We start from the raw sequence: 23,444 nt of genomic DNA, 5'->3' as shown, positions 1-23,444 counted from the left end.
GGGCTTTAGGATGAAGAAAAGAAAAACCCTTCGCTAAATCCTCTCCGCGACCTCCCGTATCCTCTCCGCGAAGGCCGTCCTCAGGAACTCATCGGGCTTCCCTATCTTGTCTTCCAGGTCCCTGTACAGCGGTATGCCGGTTAGGTAGGGCACGTCAAACCTCTTTGCCAGCTCCTCTATGTCTTTCTCCTCGTCCAGCTTAAGATTCTCGACGATTCCGAGGATTTTGTATTCCCTCTCCCTCAGAACCTCGATGAGCTTTCTGACGACGTTAATGGCCAGCTTTGACGGTGTTGCCACCACGATGAATTCACCCTTCTTGAGGAAGCGCATGACGTCGAGGAACTGGTCTCCAAGGCCGGGCGGCATGTCTATGATGAGGTAGTCCAGCTCGTCCCAGCGGGTTATTGTGAGGAGTTCTATGAGGGCGTCGCTGACCTCCATACCCCTCATGGGCGTCGGCTTGTCCTCGGAGTAGTAGACGATGCTCATGAACTTTATCCCGTGAACCGTCGGAGGGATTACCCCGTACTCCTCCTCCGGGAACTCCTTTGGCTCGAAGCCGAGGATAACGTGGTCGCTCGCGCCGTGGAAGTCGAGGTCGAGAAGGCCGACTTTGTAACCCTTCTCTGCCAAGACAAGGGCCAGCGTGGTGGAGACGAGCGACTTGCCAACTCCGCCCTTCCCACTGACGACTGGAATTATGCGCTTCACATTCTCAAGCCTGCCCTCTATGCCCTTGACGCGCGGGTCTATGCTTATCATGCCTCCCCCTCCTTCTCGATCTTTATGCCGCTTATGTAAACTCCCCTACCCTTGACCACCTCAAAGTCCCTGCTGCCGCACTTCGGACAGGCGAGGAAGGCGTGCACAACCTCAGGAATAAAGTGTATGTCCTCCTTTATGCGCTCGTCGAAGTTTCCTTTGACCTCTTTAAGCTTCCACTCATGGCCGCAGTCCCTGCATTTAAAAACGGCCTCCTCCTCCACGAACTCTATCTCTGCCCCTTCTCCAATGGTCCCCTTGAGGAGCTCCTTCATCGCGAACTCGACTATCTCGGCGTTGACGTCCTGAAGTTCGCCGAGAACGACCTGAACGGCGAGGAGCTTAGACGCGCCTTCGTTTTGTGCGTAATCCAGGGCTGTTCTAACTATCCCATCGGCGAGTGCCCACTCGTGCATGGTATCACCACCAACTTTTTCAGTGCTATCCTTAAAAAGGGTTGAGTTTTTAACCCTATGTTTATGTCTTCCATTACCAGGGATTAAACTTCCCAATTCTGACCTCAAAAGGCTTTTAAGTCTCCAATAAGATCCCTCTCAGGGAGAGAAATGTAACACAAACACTCCCACGGGGCCATGAAATCCCGTATGGTCTTCTCCATAATCCTGAACTTTGTCATTACAATAGCTGAGGTCATAGGTGGAATTCTCTCCGGCAGCTTGGCCCTTCTGAGTGACTCCCTCGTCGGCGTTGCACTATTCCTGCTCGTGGAGGCCTACAAGCGCTTCAGGGACCCCAATCCAATAGACACAGCGCTCATGCTTGTGGTGGCGGTTATTGGACTTCTGGCTAACCTCCTCCTCGTTCTCCTCCTCCACGAGCATGCTCACGAGAGCATCAACGTCCGCTCCGCTTACCTTCACCTCATGAGCGACACGCTGTCTTCTGTGGCTGTAGTGGCAGGTGGTCTGGCTATACGATACTACGACCTCGTCTGGATAGACCTCCTTGTCACGTGTTCATTTCCCTCTACATCCTCCGCGAGGGCTACGATATCCTGAAAGAAAGCGTTGAGGTTCTCATGGAAGCATCGCCCGAACTCGACTTCGATGCAATAAAGGCAGAAATCGAATCGATCCCTGGCGTTAAAAATGCTCACCACTTCCATGCATGGCGCATTGGAGAGAAGGAGATACACTTCGAGTGCCACGTTGCTGTGAATGACATGTCCCTAAGCGAGGCTCAGTGTATCATTGATGAGGTCGAGAAGATTCTGAAGAAGTATGGAGTAACCCACGTCACAGTGCAACTCGAGGTGAACCGCTGTGAGCAGGGACTGCTCTGCCCAGATGCATGAAAAAGTTTTAATTAGAGGCTCTTCTCATTTTATTTGGGTGACCTAAAACGAACTACCCGGAGTTAGCCCTCATAGCCTTTGTCCTCAGCGTTGTCTTCTCGATAGGGGGAGTAGGCTCGGCGATAGCGATAGTTCCGGTTATGGGCTGGCTTGGAATCCCGTTGATGAGCGCCAAGCCAACCGGTCTCTTCATAAACACCCTCTCGATGCTCTCTGCAACGGTCAGGAACCTCAAGGCTGGAAAACTCGACGTCCGCTTCGGCCTTCCAATACTCCTCCTCGCGACGCTCATGGCTCCCGTCGGGGCCTACTCCGGAAAGTTCGTCCCCCACAGGGCCGTTCTCGTTGTCTTTGTGGGCTTCCTCCTCTACTCGGGAACCATGATGCTCTTCTTCAGGCCAAAGGCGAGGGGAAGCGGTAAAGGTACGGTTGAAGGCATTCTCATCGGCGGAATCGCAGGATTCCTCGGGGGACTGCTGGGCGTCGGGGGCGGCGGGATAATAAGCCCTGCCCTTATCCTCCTCGGTCATGAGCCCAAGAAAGTTGCCGCAACTACAGCCCTCGTCGTCTTCTTCTCATCTTTCAGCGGCTTCCTAACCTACTGGGGTATGGGAACCCTCGACTGGAGCCTTCTCCTCTGGGTCTCGGTTCCTGCCATAGCCGGGGGCTGGTTTGGAACGCATCTGATGCATTCCAAAATGAGCTCAGAACATGTTAAAAAAGTGATAGGGGCGATAATGTACGTCATAGCGATTAAGACGCTGCTCGTCGCGCTCTCCTTCTGAAGACGAAGTTCTTCAGCGTCAAAGCCCCTGTTACCAGCCACATCGCCAGGAGCAGCCAGTACATGGCGAAGCCAAAGTTAATGATTGCACCTATTCCGAACGTCGTTCCAACGTTGTATGTGGCACTCACGTAGGCTCCAAAGGGGAAGATGAAGGCCCACCAAGCAAGGCTGTAGGGCAGGTTGAGCTTTCTGACATAGTGGAGCGTTAAGATTACTGCCATGGCAAACCACCAGACGCCAAAGCCCCAAAATATTAGACCAAAGACTAAGAAAGGTTCCTCGAGATTTATGAAGTCGCTGGCCTTGATGAGGGCGTAGAGGGTGCTCGTGCCCGCTCCTATTGGTCCAAGGTTAATCCAAATTGACGGAGCGATTCCGCAGGGCATCGGCTCGTGCTTTATGAAGCGGTAGAACACTATCGCGAGGAGGGCTAAGTAGAGGAAAAAGCCCGCGCCCCAGGCGAAGTAGTTGATGAAGGTCATAAGTTCCTTCACGGTTCCCGAGGAGAGAGCCATGAGCTTGGCCCCGCTGATGGGAATTACTATCAACCCAACAGGCGGGATGAACCAGGCGGGCGTTATGGCCTTGGTATCCACGCCTTCACTCGTGAAGACAAGGTATGGAATCAGCAGGGCGAAGAATATCGTCAGCGGTGTCCCGGCGAGCCAGAAGGTCCATGCCACACTTGTATTCCCGAGGATTGTGAGGTAGTCCGCGGAGAGCACGAGCATTGCAATGGCTATCGTCCCGTAGAAATTGCCGAGGACTGGATGGTGCAGATCCGCCAGAGCGTTCTCCCTGTATTTGATCCATCTGAGAACCCACGGAATCAGCAGAACGAAGAAGAGGACGGTGTTAAGATAAACGAGGAACCCGGCGAAACTTTTGATGATTGGGAGCTTCGAGGAGTAAGCTTTGCTCACAAGCGCCAAAGCTCCTGTGCCCATGACGCTCGCGAACCAGCTCGGCGCGAAGTCTTTGATTCCCATGAGACCACCAGATTGAATGAAAAAAATTTCATTTAAAAGCTTTGCCACGGATTAGGGGTTCAGTGGCCGTGCTTGGTGGCCTCTATCCGCTCTTTCCAGTGTGGGTCAACTTCAAGAACCTGGTGTATGAAGGCCTCAACGACGTCTTTAACCCTTCCGTAGGCCCCGGTAACGACGGTTATCCCAAGGCTCTCGAAGTATGCCATGGCCTTCCTGCCCATGCCGTAGGCCAAAACGACCTCGCCGCCGTGCTCCTTCACGAAGTTTGGAATGTCTCCAGGGCCGTGCTCTTCGAAGGGAACCTCGACGACTTCAGCGCCCTTGATGGTGCCATCATCAACCTCAACGAACGCGAAATATTTCGCCCGGCCGAAGTGTTCGCAGACCTCGCTCTCCAGCCCTCTCCCATCCTTCAGGGGAACCGCGATTCTCATGGGATCACCACTATTATGAAAAAACCTTCACATATAAAGCTTGTGCATATGCACACTGGTTCTGGGAGAAGATAAAAGGGAAATCAGAGCTCCGCCTCGCCGAGGAACTCCAGAAGGTCGAGCAGGCGCGGGTCCTTGACCTTTTCCAGGGCTTTGCTCGCCTCTTCTCCCTCTATTTTGCCGTCCTTGTAAAGTGCTATGGCCTTCACCGCCTCAAAGAAGTCGCTCAGCTCCGGGAGCGCCCTGGCGAACATGTCCATGTGAAGGTAAACCGTCTCGAAATCGTCTTCGAGCATCAGCTGCCAGAGGATATCCATCAGTGAGCCGAAGGCCACGTCCTCATAGTCCGAGCCTCTGGCGTTGACGAGGGCGTAGAGACACTCCTGCAAAGCGGCCTCGTAGTTCTCGTCCTCCTCGAATATTTCCTCGAAGCTCAGGTGTATCTCCACGAGAAGGTCTTTTTTGTCCTCCGCCAGCGGGAGCAGTCCTGCAAGCATGGCCTTTGCCTCGTAGGTCTCACCCGCCTCGAATACCACGTAGGCCCTGTGTATGTCTATTCTGAGAATCTCCTCCTCTTTTCCGAGTTCTTTGTAGATGTCCTTTGCTTTTTCCATTAGCTCGATTGCCTTCTCGTACTCCTGAAGCTCCTCGTGGATGAGGGCCATACTGTAATACACCTTTGCCACGTTCTCTTTGTTGCCCCTTGCGGTTTCCTCTTCCAGGAGGGAGCGGTGGAGGTCGAAGCTCTTCTCAAGCTCCCCAATGAGGTAGTACAGATCCGCCAGCTCGAACTTAATCTCAAAGGTGTCTTCCTCTTCGACCAGCTTCTCAAACTCGCTCAGCTTGTCAATCCCCAGAAGCTCGCTGAAGTAGTAAACGGTGAGCTTGTAAAGTTCAAAGTCTCTACACTCCAGGGCGAGCTTTTCGGCCTTCTCGAGAACCTCTTTAAGCTCCTCGTCGCCCAGCTCGTCAACCCTGTGGTACAGAAGGTCTGCGACCTTTTTGCAGTCCTTTTCCTCGATTGCCTTCAGAATCTCCTCCATCTCAGAACACCTCAGAATAATTAGCCGTCCGGAAGTATTTAACGTTTGGCATGCTTAGGTTTTTAATCTCCGCGTGGAAACTATGAACATGCTTGAAGTGATTTTCCTTGGCACGGGCGGCATAATGCCCACCAGAGAGAGAAACGTTCCGGCCATAGCGCTCCGCTACAAGGGCGAGGTTATACTCTTCGACGTCGGAGAGGGCACGATGAGGCAGATGAACACCGCTAAACTCAGTCCGATGAAGGTGGAGAAGATCTTCATCACCCACTTCCACGGCGACCACTACCTTGGCCTGGCCGCCTTGATACAGACGATGAACCTCTGGGACAGGGAAAAACCCCTCCACATTTACGGCCCCAAGTACACATTCGAGTTCGTCCAGCACTTTCTCCAGAGCGGCTTCTTCAGGCCGGGTTTCGATATACACGTCCACGAGCTTGGCGAGACGAGGCTGAAGTTCGGGGACTACGAAATCTGGAGCTTCAAGGTCGAGCACGGCGTTCCCGCCCTAGGTTACGTCTTCAGGGAGAAGGACAGGCGCGGAAAGTTTCTCCCGGAGAAGCTCGCCGAGTACGGGCTGAGCGAGGGGCCGATACTCGGGAAGCTCGAGCGGGAGGGTCAAATCGAGTGGAACGGCCGGATAATCCGCCTCGAGGACGTCACCGGGCCAAGGAGAAAGGGCCTCAAGGTCGTCTACACCGGCGACACCGAGCCCGCTGAAAGGGTCAGGCTCTTCGCTGAGAGGGCAGACCTGCTTATCCACGAGGCAACCTATCTGAATCCCGCCCACAGGGGCGATAGCTATCACTCGACGGTTGAGGAGACCTGCGAGACGGCCAGGAGGGCCAAGGTTAAGCTCCTTGCCCTCTTCCACAGGGCCTTCCGCTACACCTACGACGAGTACCTGAGCGAGGCCTCGCGAATATGCCGCGAGTTCGGGGTTGACTTCGTGGTTCCGCGGGACTTCGACCTTTTGATGTTTAAATCGGGCAAATTCAGCGTGAGAAACCTTCTGGAGGAGAGAGGATGAGCTATCTTCGCTACGTCAAGCTCATAGGCACGATGCACGTTTCGCCGAAGAGCAGGGAAGAGGTGATCAGGACGATACTCGGTGAGAGGCCCCATGCCGTCGCGATAGAGCTCGACAGGGCGCGCTTCTTAGCCATGAACGAGAACCGGCGGCTAACTTTGGAGGAATCACTGCGCTTCGGCAGGAAGGGATTGATAAACTACGCACTCGCGAAGGTCGAGGAGAGACTGGGAGAGGAGTTCGGGATGAAGCCCGGCGAGGAGATGAAAGCAGCTATAAGCGCCGCTCAAACCCTTGGTATCCCCCTCTACCTCATAGACGAGGACATAAACGTCATACTCTCCAAGATAGCCGCCGCCCCGGGGAGGGAGAAGCTTCTCATGGCCCTGGAAGCCCTGGGAATATTCCTGCCCGTTAGGCTCGGCGAGCCCTCCGACCCAATGGCCGAGTACAGGGTCATGATGGTGCAGTTCAAGCGCCGCTATCCCTACCTCTACCGCGTTCTGGTCGAGGAGAGGAACGAGGTTATGGCGAGGAACCTCGTGTCCATAGTCGAGAACCTGAAGCTCCGGGGGGTTAAGAGGCCACGGGTTATAGCCGTGGTTGGCCTCGGCCACAAGCCCGGGATAGAGCACCTTCTCGATAGGGCCCGGGAAAGGAGATTCCTCTCACCATACTGGACCACGGGGGTGTGATGGAAAGGAGACAGCTGGTCTGCCCGCTCTGCGGCGGAACGGATTTCAAGGTTGAGGAGGGGAAGATAGACAGCAAATGGGGTTTCACGGCTCACAAGGTAAAGATAATCATCTGCAGGAACTGCGGCTACCTGACCTCCTCCCCGTACTGAAGAGTTAATCCCTTGCCATTGGTGGGGAGGTTTGAGGGGTCTTTCCTACTCCTGCCACCAGTTTCGGATCATGCGACCCCTCGGGACGGCCTTGCCCCAATTACCTCTACCTCCCGCCAAAGCGGGAAGGCTCGGGGTTATCGTTCTAACAACCCTCTTCAGGATGTTGAAGGCACCAACAAGTCGGCATTCATAACAACGCCCTCTCCATGGCACTTAAACAAACCCCTAAAGATTCTTCCATCTGAATGGCGTCGGCCACAGAGAGGGCAAACCTGAGAAGTGAAAGCCTCACCAACAACCTCGACGGAGATACCGAACTCTTCCGCAACTTCAGTCAAGCGTTTGATGACGTAATTGAACCGCCAGACGTGGGAGAGAAGGAAATTCTGCTTCCGGCCCTTATCAGAGTTTCTTGCTATCCCCTTCGGGTAGCCAACAACAATCCTCGAAACCCCGAGACGGTAAAGCTTTTCCACCGTTTGCCTGACTGCCGTGTTAATGTAGTGTTTGGCTTGTAGTTTAGCCTTCTCGTACATTTTCCGGAGTTTCCTGCTCTTTTTACAGCCGGACTTATTGAGTTTCGACTGGAACTCGGCTATTCTCCCCTGCCAGTAAAAAGCTATGCTCTTCAACGGTCTGCCGTTCACGAGGAAGCTTTCACCGTTTTCAACGTAAACTGCCATCAGATTGTTCACTCCAAGGTCGATTCCTGCCGAAAGGTTGCCTAAGGGTTGTTTCGGAACTTCAACCCACTCGTCATTGATTAGTTTTTCTTCCACGGTAAAGCTCAAGTGAGCGTACCACTTCCGCCTTACGGGGTCGTATTGTATTTCCAGTCTTCCCTGCTTACCCTTCAGGTAGATCCTCCCATTGAATTGAATCCTCAGTCTTCCAAACTTTCCAAGGCGCCTCAACTCGATGACGTTCCCGTCGATTTTGTACTGATCGTTCCGGAGGGGAATTACGAAGAGTTTGCGCCCGTTCTCCTCCCGGACGAAACCGGGCGGTCTTGGCCTGAACCATTCCGGCAGTTCTCCAGTCTTTTTCTTTTTGTTGAGCCGGAAGAAGCTCCGCCAGCTTTCGGCGTTCTTCCTCGCCAACTGCTGGACTGTGGATCCCCCAATCCAGTTTTTGAACTCTTGGTAAGCTTCCTTTTCAGTCCCATTAAAATCAATCCTGCCGAATTCTTTGAATTGTTTTAAACGCTGGTAATTGAGCCTGTTCCAGATTACTGCCGAAGCGTGAGCTAACTCGAAGAGAGCTTTTTCCTGCTCCTTGCTCGGCTGGAGTTTGACCGTTACTGAACGCTTCATTTCAAAGTGTGGTATGATTTTTAGGCTTTAAAAGAGTATTGCTTTCTCGCCTGAAGGCTTATTGAGTGGTTGGGCACAATCTTTTTAAACCAAACCGGCCTCTCGGAGGCCTCAAGGTGGGAAAAATGAGCCAGAGAGTTGCCATTGCGGTGAGGAACGCATCGGTCGCAAACCGCTACCGCTATATCCCCAAGATGCCCAGGTGGTTCTACTCCTTCGTGCCGTTCAAGGTGGCCACCGGCGGAAGCTCCGCCCTGGTGAGCCTCTACCTCCTGGAACTCGGGGGGAACGCCTCAACCGTTGGATTGACCTTCGCTCTTGCAAGCCTAGCCTCGATGCTCGGCGCGCTGTTCTGGGGCAGGGTGAGCGACAGGACCCTGCGGAGGAAACCGTTCATACTCCTCGGCTTTGCCAGCGTTCCGCTCTTCCTCACGGCGATGGCCTTTGTGAAGACCCCAGCTCAGCTCATCGCGGTAAACACTGTATACGCATTTTTCCTCGCCTCCACCCTATCGGTCCCCATAGCCCTCGTGCTGAGGAGCGTCAGGAAGCACAGCTGGGACCACGCCATCGGCAAGTTCAACGAGATAAGCGGCTGGGGGTGGGTCCTCGGTCTAGTCCTCGGTTTCGGCCTGTCGAGGTTCCTGACCATGCCCCAGCTGTTCCTCGCCTTCGCCATCCTGGGCCTGCCCTCTGTCTTCATGGGGGAGCGGATGATACGGGAGGCTCCGATATACATCAACAGACGGGCTATCAAAGCGTTCGGCAACTACGTCGTCGAAAAGGCCCGCTACTTCCCCAGCTTCATACTCCACACCAACTTCAGCCTTCCAGAGGGCCTGGGGAGGTTCTACGTAGCCTTCCTGCTCTTCTGGATAGCGGCGGGCCTCTACTTCCCCCAGATGCCGGTGCTCCTCACGAGTGAGGGCTACACGAGGGAGGTTGTGTACCTGACACTCATAGCCAACTCCGCGGTCTCGGCGATGAACTACACCCGCGTCGGGGCCGCGATGAGAGGCGGAAAGGAAGGAATCCTGAAAAAGGGACTGCTCCTCCGCGCCGGGGCCTTCGCTACGATGGTGCTCGGAATGCTGGTCTCCCCAGCGCTGCTCCCGCTGGCTTTCGCCTCTTACATCCTTGCGGGTTACTCCTGGGCCTTCATCGGAATCTCCTCGACTGCCATAGTGAGCGAGAGGGCGGGAGAAAAGGAGAAGGGCAGTGCAATGGGGAGTTACAACGTCGTCAGCTCGGCGGGATACATCACGGGCAGCGCCATAAGCGGCACACTCATATCATCGGCGGGATTTGGTGCGGCGTTTGGCCTCGGGCTTGCCCTGATTGGGGGAAGCCTCGCCCTGCTGAAAAAGTGAGAGGAGTCAGAACTTGAGAACCCTGGCAAGAACTATTAGCGGGTCCCAGACGGGGGCGAAGGGCGGTGCGTATGCCAGGTCAGTGAAGAAGACATCCCTGGTCGTGAAGCCCGCGGTGAGCATCGTTGCGGCAGTGTCTATTCTCGACAGTATCTCGGCTCCAACCGCCTGGACACCGAGAAGTCTGTTGGTCTCGTTGTCGACGACGCCCTTGAGCCATATGTCTCTGGCGCCTGGGTAGTAGTGGGGCTTTGTTCTGGCCTTTATGAAGGCGGTCCTGACGTCGTAGCCCTCCCTGATAGCCTCCGCTTCGGTTAGACCGGTTTTTCCTATTTCCAGGTCGAGGAACTTGGTTATGCTCGTTCCAAGAACGCCCGGGAAGATCACGTCCCTTCCGGCGATATTGCTTCCGGCAACGTATCCCATCTTGTTTCCGGGCGGGGCAAGCGGTATCCAGACGCGCCTGCCGGTTATCAGGTGCCTCGTCTCAGCGACGTCACCGGCGGCGTAGACGTTCTCGACGCTAGTTTCCATCCTCTCGTTGGTCCAGATGGCCCCGGTCTCTCCAATCCTGACCCCCAGCTCCCTAGCGAGCTCGGTGTTGGGCTTTATGCCCGTCGCCACGATCACCATATCCGCAGGGTACTCACCGGCGTCCGTGATAACCCTCTCGACTTTTCCATCGCCCTCAAAGCGCATCGTTAGTTCCTGAAGGCGGAGGTTGAGGGCGCCCTTGAGTTTCTCCTCAACGATGTCGGTGATCTCCTTGTCAAATGTCTTCCTGAGGATGCGCTCGCTTCTGCCGATGAGGGTGACGTTCTTACCCTGGGCGACGAAGGCCTCGGCCATCTCAAGGGCTATGTAACCCGTTCCAATGACAACAACGTTCCTGACATCGTGCTTTTCCATGTATTCCCTTATCGCGACTGCGTCGGGTGGAAGGTCCGCGGTGAAAACCCCCTCAAGGCCGCAGCCATCTATGGCCGGAACTTGGGGGGAGGCACCGTTGGCGAAGACGAGATAGTCCCACTCGTAGGTGTGCTCCCCATCGGGTTCCCTGACCCTGACCGCCCCCTGGTCAACCTCAAGGACCTCCGCCCTCATGTGGAGGTCTATACCCCTCTTCTTGATGAAGACCTCCGGCGGGTAGTGCATAAGCTTCTCCTTCGGCGAGATGCCCTCGACAACGTAGGGCACGCCGCAGGGGGCGTGGCTGACCCACTCCGTTGCCTCGAAAACCTTGACGTCCCACTCGGGTTGGAGCCTCTTAACACGAGACGCGGCGCTCATTCCAGCCGCTCCACCGCCTATGATAACCACCGTCTTCCCCATGAGCATCACCAGAAGAGGTTCAAAACCTAAGGTTAAAAAGATTGGCGGGACAGAACCGGGTCATTCCTTTCTGCCAAGGAAGTACCTCCTGCCCCCGACCTCCACCATGCGATAGACCTCGCCTTCTCTGAGCTCCATGCGCGGCTTCTCCAGTTCATAGGTTTCATACGTCTCCATGTCCATTAGCTGAACCTCGGTCGGAGTTATACTGGTTACCATGGCTTCCTTTCTTTCGTCCCTCCACCGCTTCTATGCCCTCTCGCTTCACGGTCTTCCAGTCGCGGCGCTCCGTCTCACGGGTGACCAGGTTGGTGAGTGTCATACCCTTCCCGTCCACGTTCTCCACGGTGTAAACGTTGCCGCGCCTGTCCATCACCAGGTCACCCCTCTGAAACTTCGGAATCCTGATGCTCACGCTCGCGCGGTGAACCTCTCTGCTGGTCTGTCTGTCAACGCCGACCAGCTCGTAGGCCTCACTTATCGTTCCGCCAAAGCGCTCCTTTATCGCCTGAGCGAGTTTCCTGGCACTTGAAGTCGAGCCCATGTAGAAGTCCATGCCCTCCTCCTTCTCTATGGTGTCCTGGATGAAGCCCATCCTGTCCCTGCGCATTATCTCGTCCACCTTCTCCTCGACGAGCTTTCCTATGGCCTTCCGTTCCTCCTCAGTCAGCGGCCTGCCCTCGGCACGGACCTGGAGTATGGCCTCGAAGTAGCCGCCGAGGAACTTGGAACAGCGCGGACAGACGGTCTGGCGTACATAGACCGTGACGTATCTGGTCTCGTCGTGGAGCTCGCGCTGGAGCTCGTGAATCCTGGCCTTTACACGGACCCCGTAGGTCACTATCGCCGGAAAGTGTTCAAGGTGAAAGTCAGCGGGTTCAAAGGCCACCGCAGCCCGTCCAACTGGAAGCTCGTCAATTTCGTCAAGCCCCTCCTGGGAGACCACCTCGTACTCCACGATTTTCTCGCTGAAAGAATCCTCGAGGGCCTCCAGGAGGGTGTTTTCGGCCACCTCGAATATAAGCTCCTCAAGGTCATAGCTCGCAGGATCAACCCAGACGCCCCTCTTCCTGTAGCTCCCGCAGTTCTGGCAGAGTTCCGTGTTGATTTCCCTCTCAATCAGCAAAACCGGGTTCTCCTTTCTGAAGCAGACCTGGCAGAGTCCGTCTATCAGCGGGCCCCCCTCGCTCTCGCTTATCCCGCACCTGTAGCAGAACCTCTCGCTCATCTCTCTCACCGGTGGTTGGTGCGGGGAGAGGTTTAAAAATGTAGCTCAGAGGAAGAGCCGGGCCATCTGTGCGTGTGGAACACCCTGAATTCTGAGGACCCTGTCTTCATCAACGTAGCCAAGCTCTATTGCCTTGGAGACACAACGTTCGCCGGTAAGATTGGCTATCGTGGCTTCGTGCAGCAGGGGCCCAAGGGCGTCTTCCTCGACCAGTTCCCCCCTATAAAACCGCTCCTTAACTTCAAGCTTGAGGTCGCCCTCCCTGAAGGTCTTTCCGAGGAGCTCCTCATCGCAGGCCGCGAGGAGAACCTCCCCCTGGACTCGGTATATTTTAACGTATATCATGAGCGCCACCGGAGTGAGAAACGCGGACAGGTTTAAAAGAGTTGGTGCAACGGATAAAAATCGAGAAAGGAAGAAGGTTGAGGGCATCAGCCCTCGGAGTTTTCAATCTCCTCAACGGCCTTCTGGAGTATCTTCACTGCCTTCATCTCGTGGAGATATGCCTGTCTCAGCGGCAGGAGCAGCCTGATGTCCCCGAGGTTGAGCAACAGGTTGCCGCCTGCAATTTCCTCTGCAGTCTTGTAGTACTCTGCGGCGGTTTCATTGTGGCTGAGGGCCTGCTGAAGGGTCTCGTTATCGACACCGAGCTCGAGGGCCTTCTGGTAGAGCTCATTGAACTGCTGGAGGTACATGTGGTAGTAGCGGTAGCCGAGGAAGTTGAGGGTCGGGATGGATGACCTAGTCGGCACACTGTACTTTACTGATACAGTGACGGGGGATGCAAATCTAACCTTCACGAAGAGGTAAGTCGCCTTCTCGCCGTCCTCAGTCCACCAGTCGACAAGGTGTCCCTCTGGTTCAGCAGATACTCCCTTAATCTGTGCACCTTTTGGCAGTTTGACCATGATTGTAGCAGTTTTTCCAGTGCTTCCATTGACGGTTAATGTAACCTCATTGCCCTTAACCGTCATGTCCTCCTCTGGGTCGAACTGGACATTGGCTCCCGGCTCTTCCGATGCAACAGCTGCAGATGGCTTGGTCACAGGTTTGGTTTCGGGTTCACTAACTGTAAGCTTGAAGGAGCCCTCGTAAGTAACAAAGTTGTCGGCGGTTACCGTTACGTCAATCTCATCCTCAAAGCCCGTCGCAGTATAGTTGAACTTGACGGTACCGTTTTCGTTGGTGGCGTACTTAATGCCCTCGATTTCAACGGTCGCATTGGGAACTGGTTCGCCATTTACGGCATTCTTGACTGTAAGTGTGAATTCCTTAGCCTCTCCAATGACGGCACTCTTGGAGTCTATACCGACCGCGAGGGTGGCCCTGTCCACTATGACGGTTATCGGAATTGTGGCGATAGTGGCCCTGGCCCTTGCAAGTTCATCGGGTCTGTTGTAGTTGTTCGAATCATAGTAGTTGTACAGATCATTGTAAATGTTGTTTTCTACGACCTCGATGACTCCGGAGTAAACTCCCGCGGGCAGGTTCTTCGAAATCGTTACGTTGGCAGTCAACTCAGCACTCTCACCGATTCCAAGGACAACACTGTTCTTATTGAGCTTTATGTTGCCGTTGTCCACAACCATCTGGACAACCAGGTCGAAGGTTGTCGTTGTTGGATTGCCGTTCTCGTCCTTAACGTCGAAGCCTTCAACGACAATTGAGTAATTTCCTGAAGCCGGGTAATCAATGACTATCTCTTCCTCAGCCGTTGGACCCACGTAAGTGGACGGATCAACGACTTCCTTACCTTTGCTGTTATAGAGGTACAGGTCAAGGTCTGCATCCTTTACACCCGGATTGCCTATCTTTATCTTAAGCTGCCGGACTCCCTCCGGAACCTCGATGCCCTTTATGAAGTACTCACCGTCCGCAACGCTCTCGATACTTGCGCTGTACGTTCCAAGGCCGATGGCGACGATGCTCGCGTTAATCGGGGTGTAGATGTTCTTGAGGTTTACGTTAAAGGTAAAGCCGGTGTTATTGTCACCGTAAACCCTGCTGACCTGCCAGATGTTTGGCGTTATGTTGACACCGTAGATTGAAGCAGTAAGGTTTCCAACGTATCCTGTTGGGTACTCCCAGTTAAATCCTGATGTCACTAGTTCCCATACTCCGGGTGCCGGGTCTGTAACAACATGTGGCTCGTCAGAGGTCTGGAACGGGAACACATACATTCCGTATGGAGTGTATATACCGTACTCAAGGTAATTACTGTATTTAACCTCTGTCCAAAGCCCATCAACGTTCTCCGGTATTCTAACAAAGTGATGAGTCTGCATATGGGCCCCGTTGGAGTCCTCCCACTTGAGCGTGTAGTTGTTCTCGGGGGTAAAGTTCTCCGGGATGACTATGGTGTTCAGTATCTCGTCGTCGATGACTGGCGTAGTTGGGTCGTCGATTATTATCCTGCCAACGTAAAGGCCCGGAGCTAAACCGTCGGTATCGTACTCGACTGTGAGGACGAAGTCCGTGTTGTTCACGAGGGTTATGGTGCTTACCGGAACCTTTATCCACGGTTCGGTCGCATAGACGTTGAACGTCCTGTACTTGGTGTCCCCAACATATTTGATGTGCCAGTCAACCGTCTTTGGAACCGAGTTCCTAGCGTAGAGGCCCTTTATGACATCAACGCCAAGATAGTCGGCGAAGTCGCTGTACGACTTGTCCGCCCAGTGGTCAACCGTTGGGAGCTTCATTCCATCCATTGACTCTAAGAGCTCCCACGACTTGGTGACGTTCACAAGACCGTGTCCCTGGTCGAGCTCGGTGTACTCCTGCCCGAGGTACGGGTCGCCCTCAAGCCAGGTGGCGCCGCTCTCAAGGGCCTTCTTGATCTTATTAGGGGTGTAGTCAATACCCTCCTTCTTTGCCCCGCTTATGAGGAGAGCGACGACGCCGCTGACGTGTGGGGTCGCCATTGAGGTTCCAGACATAAAGTCCGCGCCCGGTGGTCCTGGTTGTAGCCCATAGTACTCAGCAAGCCCTTCAAAAGAAGCTGCCCACATGGGAATAGACGAATATATAGCATATCCTGGTGCCACAATATCTGGCTTAAACATCCCATCTATTCTTGGGCCTCTGCTTGAGAAATATGCGATGCGGATGTTGTCGTAGTTCGTGTCCCTACCATAGTAACCATATGTCGGCAGAATGTCGAACCAGTCCCAGTAAAGGATTCCATAAAAGAACGTCATTCTTGTTTCATACTCAATGGGGACTACAGCAGCGCCGACCGTTATTGCCTTTGTAGCAACGCCAGGGCTACCAATGATATTAATACCTGGCCCCTCATTTCCAGCAGCAATGACGAACACGACGCCATATTCTTCGGTAAGTTCATCCACGGCAACACTTTCTGGGTCGGTGCCATCGAGGAGCGGGGCGTTTCCACCGAGGCTCATGCTTATGACATCTGCGCCATGGGTGGCGGCATAAGTCATTCCACTGATTATCTCCCAGTCATAGCCACCACCAGCACTCCTAAGGACTCTAATTGCCATTATCTGAGCTCCAGGCGCAACTCCCTGAGTGGTATCCAAGTTAAAGGTCTGTGTCTTTGTTTCAGTCCACCAGTCAATGTAAGTCCCACTATACTGACTGAGCCAATCCCATGCATCGTTGTTGCTGTCGTAACCGGCTATAGTTCCAGCGACGTGAGTTCCGTGGCTGTGGCCATCCCATCCAAAATATGCATAGTTACCGTCGGGATCAATCTCAGCCAGGACATAGTTAAGTGGGCCATAGTCCGAGTAATTGAAGACCGCCACGTCGTAAGTCATGTTGTACTGCCCAAGTGGCACCTCATCTGTGAAGTCGAAGTCAAGGTCAGTATCAACGTATGCCACATCATAGCCATTCCCGCTTGAGTTAACGAGAAGCACCGGGTAGAAGTCGTCGGTGTCACCATCAAAGTTCATGTCAAAGTACCTCTCCGGGAGAAGGCCGAAGTGATAAACCCCATTGGCGGAGGTTATGCCGCTGATTGTGACGTTGTCTATGTGCAGAGTCTCGGTAACGTACTCCATGTAACCGGTCGAGCTGTTTACTTTAAGGCCAGCAAAGACGACAAACGTCTTGTTTATTATAAGGACACCATTGGTAACATTGTCAAACTGGTACTGGGTATCCACGTATCCCTCGTCCGTAAAGTCCCGCCAGTCTATGATTTTTTTCTTCCCCTCCGGGGTTATGTTCAGGAAAGGGTGATTTGGGTCAACTCCAGTGTCGAGAACGGCAACAACGGTTCCATTTCCGTCATAACCGATGTCCTGTATGAACTGGAGGGCGTTTATAACCCATGTGCTGTTGTACATCTTGGGCTCAGCTTCTCCTGCGGCGGCATTGGTCTTGGTTGAGAGAACCTCCCTAGTGTCGGGGGGTACGAGCTTCCGCTCCTTGTTCAGCCACGCCCTCTCAAGCACTGAAACGTAGTTCAGCTCCTTGACCTTCTCAGGCTTGATCCTTATGAGGAGCATGTTAAGAATCTTGTTCTCATCCAGCACCTTTGCACCGAGTGCCTCAAGCTCACTTTTGGCCTCTTCAAGTTTCCCGTCCTTCACCCTGACTATGAGAACCATGTTTGGCTGGCCTGCCATGATTGCATTCAGAGCGGCCGTTGAGACTTCTTTGGAAACCACCTGATAAGAGGGCCGAGAGTCACTGCCACCCGCGGGTGCAGACGTGCCGGTGGCAGACACGGTCGTCCCAGCAGACGCTACCGGCAACGCTGCCGGAACCACCGCCAGCACCATCACTACAACAATCAAAAGACTCAGAGCCTTCCGATTCATCCTGACACCTCCATGTCGTAATGGTCATCCATACTGTAAAGGTCGCATAGATATAAAGATTTCGTTCTTGGGAGTAATGAAAAAGGACTAGCATCCCATGTAACACCGGTAGTGGCTATCTATGAACATTAAAGACCTAGTCGCGCTGTGTTGGCACCATTATGAAACACCATACAGTGTGATTTAAAGAATACCGCATCGATGAAGGACTATAAAATCCACCAAAACATATAAAACCGAGCAGAGCAGCACATGAATCTAGCGGATAGCGTGGTGAGAACGTATGGACAGAGAGAAGGTTTTGGCCGCTGTTGTGATCGTGGCGATCCTCGGATTGGCCCTCAACTACTACACACAGCACTATCAGGGCGGCGAAATATACGAAGCTGCCAACCATGCCTTTGGACTCCTGACCAAGGGATTCAACGTAACGATAATCGTGGAGACCGTTGAAGGCGAGACCGTTACCGGAACACTTCTGAGCGTCCAGGGATCAACGATAAACATCATATCCGATGGAAAGGTGCTGAGCGTGGGCGGTCCAAGTGCCACGAAGGAAGACCTCAGGGCCAGACTCATAAAGGTGGACTACCGCGGAAAGGTCTACGTCTACGAGCTTCCCCCGCGGCTGGGAGAAATGAGTGGAATAATCGATAACATAACCGTTGACGCTTACTCCGAGAGGTTCAGCGGTATAATCTACATAGAGGGAGAGATAAGCCCAATACAGCTCGGGATGCTCAAGTACCGGGCCGACTACCTCTCATACGGCTCCGTCACGATAAACCAGGTGAGCGGCAACGGGGCGGTTATAAGTACCAACATGGTGCCGATAGAGTTTCTCAAGGAGTTCCTTGGCGACTACAGGGTGTACCTCTACGGGACACTCTGCGTGAACTCGGAGGAGAGAAACCTGCCCCTGAAGATCCTTGAGGTGAGGACTGGATGAAAGGACTGCCCCTCCTCATCCCCCTGCTGTTCATCGGATTCATATCCCTCGGCCTGGCAGAGCCGAAGACGATGGCAATGGGCGTGGCGTTTGCAGTTTCAATAATCCTGGGAATCTACAAGGGAGCTGAGATAGAATGGGACGACCTGGGACTGGACATCGATGAGAGGTACATGGTATGGGCGTTCTGGATCGCAATAGTGATAATAGGGCTGCAGATTCTGATGCTTCGGAGCGTTCCACTACTCCACCCCTCTGTGAGGACCAGCCTCAACCCTAGACTCACTGCATTGACTTATTTCCTCGGCGTGCCCTCCAGCGTATACCTGTTCCTGAGAGGAAGGAGATACGCCCTGATGTATCCCATTGCGGTTGCGCTCTACGCCTACAGAACCCCAGTCCTCGTCAGCGTTATAGCCCTAGGCGCCGCGTACTACGAGGGGATGAGGAAAGAGGGAAAGGTCAAACCCTACCACATTGCCGCGGCCGTAGTGGCCCTCATCATCCTTGGGCTTGGGGTAACATTCCTCAGGGGCGAAACACTGGGAAGCCTGTGGATCCGTGTTCAGAGTTCGACTTCAGTCCTGGATATAATAGTGTGGAGGGCAGGGTGGAACGGCCTCTACCACGGCTACCTCCAGTGGTCTGGAATAAAATCGTACCTGGCAGGGGGATATTCGCCCAGAGGACTTGTGGCTAAGTTCCTCTACGTGCACACGGGCGTCACCATAACTCCCACCCTCCTAGGAGGCATGTATCTGGACTTTGGAGTGTTTGCTGTCATCGAGGGATTTCTGCTCGGCGTTTACTACGGGATGATTGGAAGGGCAGTTCAGCCGGTTACGATGACCCTCTACTATTCAACCCTGGCCTACGGTATCGTCGGCGTCGAGACCGGGATACTCGACCTCCCGGTGTACCTTCTCTTCGGCCTCGGGGCGTACATAATCATCACAGGGTGGAGGAGCGCCAAGAGGGAACCCGGTGGGATCGGGTCATGAGGCTCAGCACCGTCTTCTGGGCGTCGGCCATTCTTTACCTCATCACGGCCCTGATTTCAAAAACCGTGTACTCAGACCTCCTGCCCGGGCCTGGGGCGGCACCCCTGGCATACGCACTGACGTTTATCGGGGTTATCGCGGTTTCGTATCATCTGAGCGGAAGGCTTGGGGATGGTTACAAGACCAAGCTTTACCTGGCGGTGCTGGTTGTTGTTCTGTCCCTCCTTGGGTGGTGGGGCCTCATCCTGGCACTGGCCATAATCGGAGCCACGGAGGTGATTATATACTACGAAGCGCGCGGCGTTGAGAGTAACCCCGAGAACGCCCGCAGAGAGCTCCGGATCATCCTGACCTTCGTCGTACTCGTGCTCTTCATAATACCCGTAGCCGCGGGGGCCGTGCCCCTCCTCAGACCGGAGGCAAGGTACTCCGTTTTCAGGCTGTTCTACCTTGCAGCGGGTTACCTCACGGTTGTGGTGCTGTCCCTGAAGCCGGACTTCAGGATGTTCCTCCTGGGGGAGACGATAGCGGCGGTCTCGACCTTCCGGACGGTGGGACTGGCTGTGGCATTGGCCTACTTCCTGCGGATGGTGCAGCGGGGAAATGCAAAGACGGGCATCCGGGGGAGGAGGCGCTACTTCATAATCGGGGCCGTGCTCCTAACCCTCCTCGCGGTGTTTGTGATAAGGTACTACACCACCGTTCGGACGTATCCCGGATGGAGCCTGGGATTCTTTGAGACCCTTCTCTACAGACCCGGTGTGACGTACACAGTTTACGAAAGGCTCTTTCACCTAGGGATGCCCTGGGGGGAGAGGGGAATACTGTTCTCAACCGATCCCAAGGGCTACGTCGGCTCCCTCTTTGGGCGGGACGTCGGGTACACGTACACGCTTTTCGGCCAGCCCGCCTACGATTTCGGGCTCCTTGGACTGATTGAGGGGGCCTTCCTGGGGATGGCACTCGCGGACGCGGAGAGAAGAAGACCAACCGCGGTCCTGTCGGTGACCCTCATGACCCTGATGGTTCCTATAGGGGTGGACGCGTTCTTCCTCTCAGCCATGGCTTTCCTGGCGTATCTGTCGGTGGAGGTGGATGTATGGAAAAGAAGTCACTGATATTCCTGGTTCCATTCCTCCTGACCCTGTGCGTCAGCCTGCTGACGATGCCCCCATCAAACACCGTAACATACGACGGCGCGCTCTACATAGACATAGCAAGGAACCTCGCGGAGGACATCACGGACTTCACCTACCAGGGGATCTACATGATGTACCGGCCGCCGCTCTATCCCTACACCCTCTCGATTCCATACCACTCCATCCATGAGCCATACGCACAGCTCACCGTTGCCCGGACAGTCTCGATGCTGTTCTTCGCATTAACCGCAGCGCTGACCTACCTGCTCACGGTGGAGATGTTCGGGGACCCCTTCAAAGGCATCGCCGCGAGTCTGTTCTATATATTCAACCCCCTGGCGTTCACCATGGCGACCAGGGAGCTCGTGCACAGCGAGTTTACATTCTTCTACACCCTGGCGGTCTATCTGTTCTACACGGGCAGAAAACGGGGCGTTCCATACAGGATTTACATATCCTTCATATCCGCGGGCCTCGCCATCCTGACCCGCTACACCGGGCTCTCCATACTCGGAGTATTCATAGCGTATCTGTGGCTCACGGACCACTGGGAATGGGTCAAAAAGAGGGAGTACTGGGTTGGCTTCATCCTCCTCGGCCTCACCCTCGCCCCCTGGCTTTACATGGGGCACCTGCACTACGGCGGTCCCTTCAGACCGTTCAGTGTGGCATCGAGGGTGGTGACGCTTGACAGGCCCGTTTCGGTTTCGGACTACCTGCACCTGCTTCGTGAGGACGTTGGCCTTCTGCTCCCGGCACTCGCCGCCCTGGGCTTCATCAGGCTCAAAAAGAATGATGAAGGCTGGCTGCTCATAAGCTGGCTCTTCGTGGGACTCATGGGAATACTGACGGTCACCCACAAGGAGACGCGCTTCATAACATTCCTCTCACCGGCGATTGCCATCATGGCGGTGGAAGGTGCTGAGATCATCGTCGAGGCCATTGAAACTGTGGTCAAATGGACGGGGAGTACGCTCGTTGGAACGAGACGTGTAGCAGTGGGGCTGGCCGTTTCGCTACTCCTTTTAGTCCCGATCGGGATGAGGGCCCATGAGCTGCATGATGAATGGAACACCATGGGGTTGCAGGAAACGACGGTTCTGGACTACGTATCTGACAGGTACCGTGCTGAGCACCTGCTGGTCTCTCCCAGACTGTACACAATGGCGGGCTACTACTATCCCGGAGCCAGTGTGGAAATGGTGCTCGAGGGGGCATCAGTCCACGAGAAGATTGAGAACGGATACTACGACCTCATCGTGCTGAGGGAACCGGCACCGGCACTAAACATCACGGAGAGCGGAAACTACGCCCTTGCCAAAGAGTTCTACGATGGAAAGTTCAAAATATACCTCCGAAAGGAGAATTAGGGCACCTTAATGCCCGAATGGACATGTTAGCCCCCATTTTCATTTCTGTACGCTGAAGAACACCCATGGATAGTTAATTTTAAATATGGGCTCTCGATATATCACCCGCAGTAAACGATTGTGGAGGGATTCGCATGAGCGAATACAAGTTTATAAAGTGGTTTGAGGACCTCAGGAAGACCGACGTTCCCCTCGTCGGTGGAAAGGGTGCCAACCTCGGAGAAATGACCAACGCGGGAATACCCGTCCCGCCCGGATTCTGTGTTACCGCCGAGGCCTACAAGTACTTCGTCGAGAACGTTAAGCTTGAGGACGGTACCGTTCTCCAGGACTGGATTATGGGCGTCATCGCCGAGACCAACGTCGATGACAGCAAGCAGCTCCAGGAGAACACCGCCAAGATCAGGCAGAAGATAATCGAGCTCCCGATGCTCCCCGAGATCGCCCAGGAGATTGAAGATGCCTACAAGAAGCTCAGCGCCAGGTACAACAAGGACGCCGTTTACGTCGCCGTTAGGAGCTCCGCTACCGCTGAAGACCTCCCGGAGGCTTCCTTCGCCGGCCAGCAGGAGACCTACCTCGACGTCTACGGCGTTGACGACGTCATAGACAAGGTCAAGAAGTGCTGGGCTTCACTCTGGACTGCCAGGGCTACCTTCTACAGGGCCAAGCAGGGCTTCGACCACAGCAAGGTCTACCTCAGCGCCGTCGTCCAGAAGATGGTCAACAGCGAGACCAGCGGTGTCATGTTCACCGCCAACCCGGTCACCAACGACAGGAGCGAGATAATGATCAACGCCGCCTGGGGCCTCGGTGAGGCCGTCGTCAGCGGCAGCGTTTCCCCTGACGAGTACATCGTCGAGAAGGGCACCTGGAAGATAAAGGAGAAGTACATCGCCAAGAAGGAGGTCATGGTCGTCCGCAACCCGGAGACCGGCAAGGGCACCGTTTACGTCAAGGTCGCCGACCACCTCGGCCCCGAGTGGGTTGAGAAGCAGGTTCTCACCGAGGAGCAGATCATCGAGGTCGCCAAGATCGGTGCCAAGATCGAGGAGCACTACGGCTGGCCGCAGGACATCGAGTGGGCCTACGACAAGGACGACGGCAAGCTCTACATCGTCCAGTCCAGGCCGATCACCACCCTTAAGGATGAGGTTAAGACGGAGGAGGCTGAGATGACCGAGGAGATGAACGTCCTTCTCAAGGGTCTTGGAGCTTCACCCGGCGTTGGTGCCGGTAAGGTTGTCGTCATATTCGAGGCGAGCGAGATTGACAAGGTCAAGGAGGGCGACGTCCTCGTCACCACCATGACCAACCCGGACATGGTTCCGGCAATGAAGAGGGCTTCCGCTATCGTTACCGACGAGGGCGGAAGGACCTGCCACGCAGCCATCGTCAGCAGGGAGCTCGGCATCCCGGCCGTCGTCGGTACCAAGGAGGCCACTAAGGTCCTCAAGGACGGCATGCTCGTCACCGTCGACGGTACCAGGGGTGTCGTCTACGAGGGCATAGTCAAGAGCCTCGTCAAGAAGGAGGAGGAAGAGAAGGCTGGAGGCCAGGTCGTCGTTGCCGGTGCCCCGCTCGTCACCGCCACCGAGGTCAAGGTCAACGTCTCCATGCCGGAGGTCGCTGAGCGCGCTGCAGCCACCGGCGCCGACGGTGTCGGTCTCCTTCGCGCTGAGCACATGATCCTCGGAATAGGCGCCCACCCGATCAAGTTCATCAGGGAG

Annotated in this window: 18 protein-coding genes and 3 pseudogenes; 11 read left to right on the top strand and 10 right to left on the bottom strand. The window is 54.7% G+C overall.

From position 1 onward, the window contains the following. Positions 1-33: 33 nt before the first annotated feature. Together APY94_RS08060 and hypA are read right to left on the bottom strand one after the other, a co-directional pair. A complete protein-coding gene (locus tag APY94_RS08060; RefSeq protein WP_058939143.1) occupies positions 34-765 on the bottom strand; it encodes an Mrp/NBP35 family ATP-binding protein in 732 nt (243 codons plus the stop codon). Beyond that, entirely contained in the window at positions 762-1,181 is a 420-nt protein-coding gene (gene hypA / locus APY94_RS08055; RefSeq protein WP_058939142.1) for a hydrogenase nickel incorporation protein HypA, read from the bottom strand. Before hypA ends, APY94_RS08060 begins: the two co-directional genes overlap by 4 nt. 177 nt (positions 1,182-1,358) lie before the next feature. Here hypA and APY94_RS08050 point away from each other — a divergent pair. After that, positions 1,359-2,080: pseudogene (locus tag APY94_RS08050) on the top strand (cation diffusion facilitator family transporter). A gap of 71 nt (positions 2,081-2,151) precedes the next feature. Beyond that, positions 2,152-2,865: a sulfite exporter TauE/SafE family protein gene (locus APY94_RS08045; RefSeq protein WP_058939141.1), complete on the top strand. Its 714-nt coding sequence runs from the start codon at positions 2,152-2,154 to the stop codon at positions 2,863-2,865. Here APY94_RS08045 and tdt read toward each other — a convergent pair. The 3 genes from tdt to APY94_RS08030 all read right to left on the bottom strand — a co-directional run bounded on the left by tdt (position 2,834) and on the right by APY94_RS08030 (position 5,333). Continuing rightward, positions 2,834-3,856, bottom strand: a complete 1,023-nt coding sequence (gene tdt / locus APY94_RS08040; RefSeq protein WP_058939140.1) for a TDT family transporter — start codon at positions 3,854-3,856, stop codon at positions 2,834-2,836. The genes APY94_RS08045 and tdt overlap by 32 nt on opposite strands. 59 nt (positions 3,857-3,915) lie before the next feature. Then, positions 3,916-4,290, bottom strand: a complete 375-nt coding sequence (locus tag APY94_RS08035) for a NifB/NifX family molybdenum-iron cluster-binding protein (protein ID WP_058939139.1) — start codon at positions 4,288-4,290, stop codon at positions 3,916-3,918. 83 nt (positions 4,291-4,373) lie between these two features. Beyond that, on the bottom strand, positions 4,374-5,333 hold the full coding sequence (locus tag APY94_RS08030) for a tetratricopeptide repeat protein (RefSeq protein WP_058939138.1): 960 nt from the start codon (positions 5,331-5,333) through the stop codon (positions 4,374-4,376). 88 nt (positions 5,334-5,421) lie between these two features. Here APY94_RS08030 and APY94_RS08025 point away from each other — a divergent pair, with 88 nt between their 5' ends. The 3 genes from APY94_RS08025 to APY94_RS13385 are packed head-to-tail and all read left to right on the top strand — an operon-like array spanning position 5,422 to position 7,213. After that, on the top strand, positions 5,422-6,366 hold the full coding sequence (locus tag APY94_RS08025; RefSeq protein ID WP_058939158.1) for a ribonuclease Z: 945 nt from the start codon (positions 5,422-5,424) through the stop codon (positions 6,364-6,366). Continuing rightward, positions 6,363-7,061, top strand: coding sequence for a TraB domain-containing protein (locus APY94_RS08020; protein ID WP_058939137.1), 699 nt, complete (start codon positions 6,363-6,365; stop codon positions 7,059-7,061). Before APY94_RS08025 ends, APY94_RS08020 begins: the two co-directional genes overlap by 4 nt. Next, positions 7,061-7,213: a hypothetical protein gene (locus tag APY94_RS13385; RefSeq protein ID WP_169791810.1), complete on the top strand. Its 153-nt coding sequence runs from the start codon at positions 7,061-7,063 to the stop codon at positions 7,211-7,213. The genes APY94_RS08020 and APY94_RS13385 overlap by 1 nt, the downstream gene beginning before the upstream one ends. 4 nt (positions 7,214-7,217) lie before the next feature. Here APY94_RS13385 and APY94_RS08015 read toward each other — a convergent pair. Next, positions 7,218-8,529: pseudogene (locus APY94_RS08015) on the bottom strand (RNA-guided endonuclease InsQ/TnpB family protein). 125 nt (positions 8,530-8,654) lie between these two features. On the opposite strand from APY94_RS08015, the gene APY94_RS08010 reads away from it, so the two are divergent. After that, positions 8,655-9,899, top strand: a complete 1,245-nt coding sequence (locus APY94_RS08010) for an MFS transporter (protein ID WP_058939136.1) — start codon at positions 8,655-8,657, stop codon at positions 9,897-9,899. A 6-nt stretch (positions 9,900-9,905) separates the two neighbouring features. Here APY94_RS08010 and cdr read toward each other — a convergent pair whose 3' ends face one another. From cdr to APY94_RS07990, 4 genes and pseudogenes are all read right to left on the bottom strand, one after another. Further along, a complete protein-coding gene (gene cdr, locus APY94_RS08005; RefSeq protein WP_058939135.1) occupies positions 9,906-11,231 on the bottom strand; it encodes a CoA-disulfide reductase in 1,326 nt (441 codons plus the stop codon). 60 nt (positions 11,232-11,291) lie between these two features. Then, positions 11,292-12,459: pseudogene (locus APY94_RS08000) on the bottom strand (60S ribosomal export protein NMD3). A 45-nt stretch (positions 12,460-12,504) separates the two neighbouring features. Beyond that, positions 12,505-12,804: a DUF424 domain-containing protein gene (locus APY94_RS07995; RefSeq protein ID WP_058939134.1), complete on the bottom strand. Its 300-nt coding sequence runs from the start codon at positions 12,802-12,804 to the stop codon at positions 12,505-12,507. An 86-nt stretch (positions 12,805-12,890) separates the two neighbouring features. Continuing rightward, positions 12,891-17,189 (bottom strand): S8 family serine peptidase, encoded by a 4,299-nt coding sequence (locus APY94_RS07990; protein ID WP_281176026.1) that lies wholly within the window; start codon positions 17,187-17,189, stop codon positions 12,891-12,893. Positions 17,190-17,538: 349 nt separating this feature from the next. On the opposite strand from APY94_RS07990, the gene APY94_RS07985 reads away from it, so the two are divergent. From APY94_RS07985 to ppsA, 5 genes are all read left to right on the top strand, one after another. Continuing rightward, positions 17,539-18,204 (top strand): hypothetical protein, encoded by a 666-nt coding sequence (locus APY94_RS07985; protein WP_058939132.1) that lies wholly within the window; start codon positions 17,539-17,541, stop codon positions 18,202-18,204. Next, positions 18,201-19,205, top strand: a complete 1,005-nt coding sequence (locus APY94_RS07980) for a hypothetical protein (protein ID WP_058939131.1) — start codon at positions 18,201-18,203, stop codon at positions 19,203-19,205. Before APY94_RS07985 ends, APY94_RS07980 begins: the two co-directional genes overlap by 4 nt. Further along, the gene (locus tag APY94_RS07975) at positions 19,202-20,323 is read left to right on the top strand and encodes a hypothetical protein (protein WP_058939130.1); all 1,122 of its coding nucleotides are present in this window, start codon (positions 19,202-19,204) and stop codon (positions 20,321-20,323) included. Before APY94_RS07980 ends, APY94_RS07975 begins: the two co-directional genes overlap by 4 nt. After that, the gene (locus APY94_RS07970) at positions 20,305-21,714 is read left to right on the top strand and encodes an ArnT family glycosyltransferase (protein ID WP_058939129.1); all 1,410 of its coding nucleotides are present in this window, start codon (positions 20,305-20,307) and stop codon (positions 21,712-21,714) included. The genes APY94_RS07975 and APY94_RS07970 overlap by 19 nt, the downstream gene beginning before the upstream one ends. 134 nt (positions 21,715-21,848) lie before the next feature. Continuing rightward, on the top strand, positions 21,849-23,444 hold a 1,596-nt coding region (gene ppsA / locus APY94_RS07965; RefSeq protein WP_058939128.1), incomplete at its 3' end, for a phosphoenolpyruvate synthase.

The sequence above is a fragment of the Thermococcus celericrescens genome (genome assembly GCF_001484195.1).
Taxonomy (GTDB): Archaea; Methanobacteriota_B; Thermococci; order Thermococcales; family Thermococcaceae; genus Thermococcus; species Thermococcus celericrescens.
Note: the sequence above shows the minus strand (reverse complement) of the source record. Positions and strands in the feature narration are given on the sequence as shown.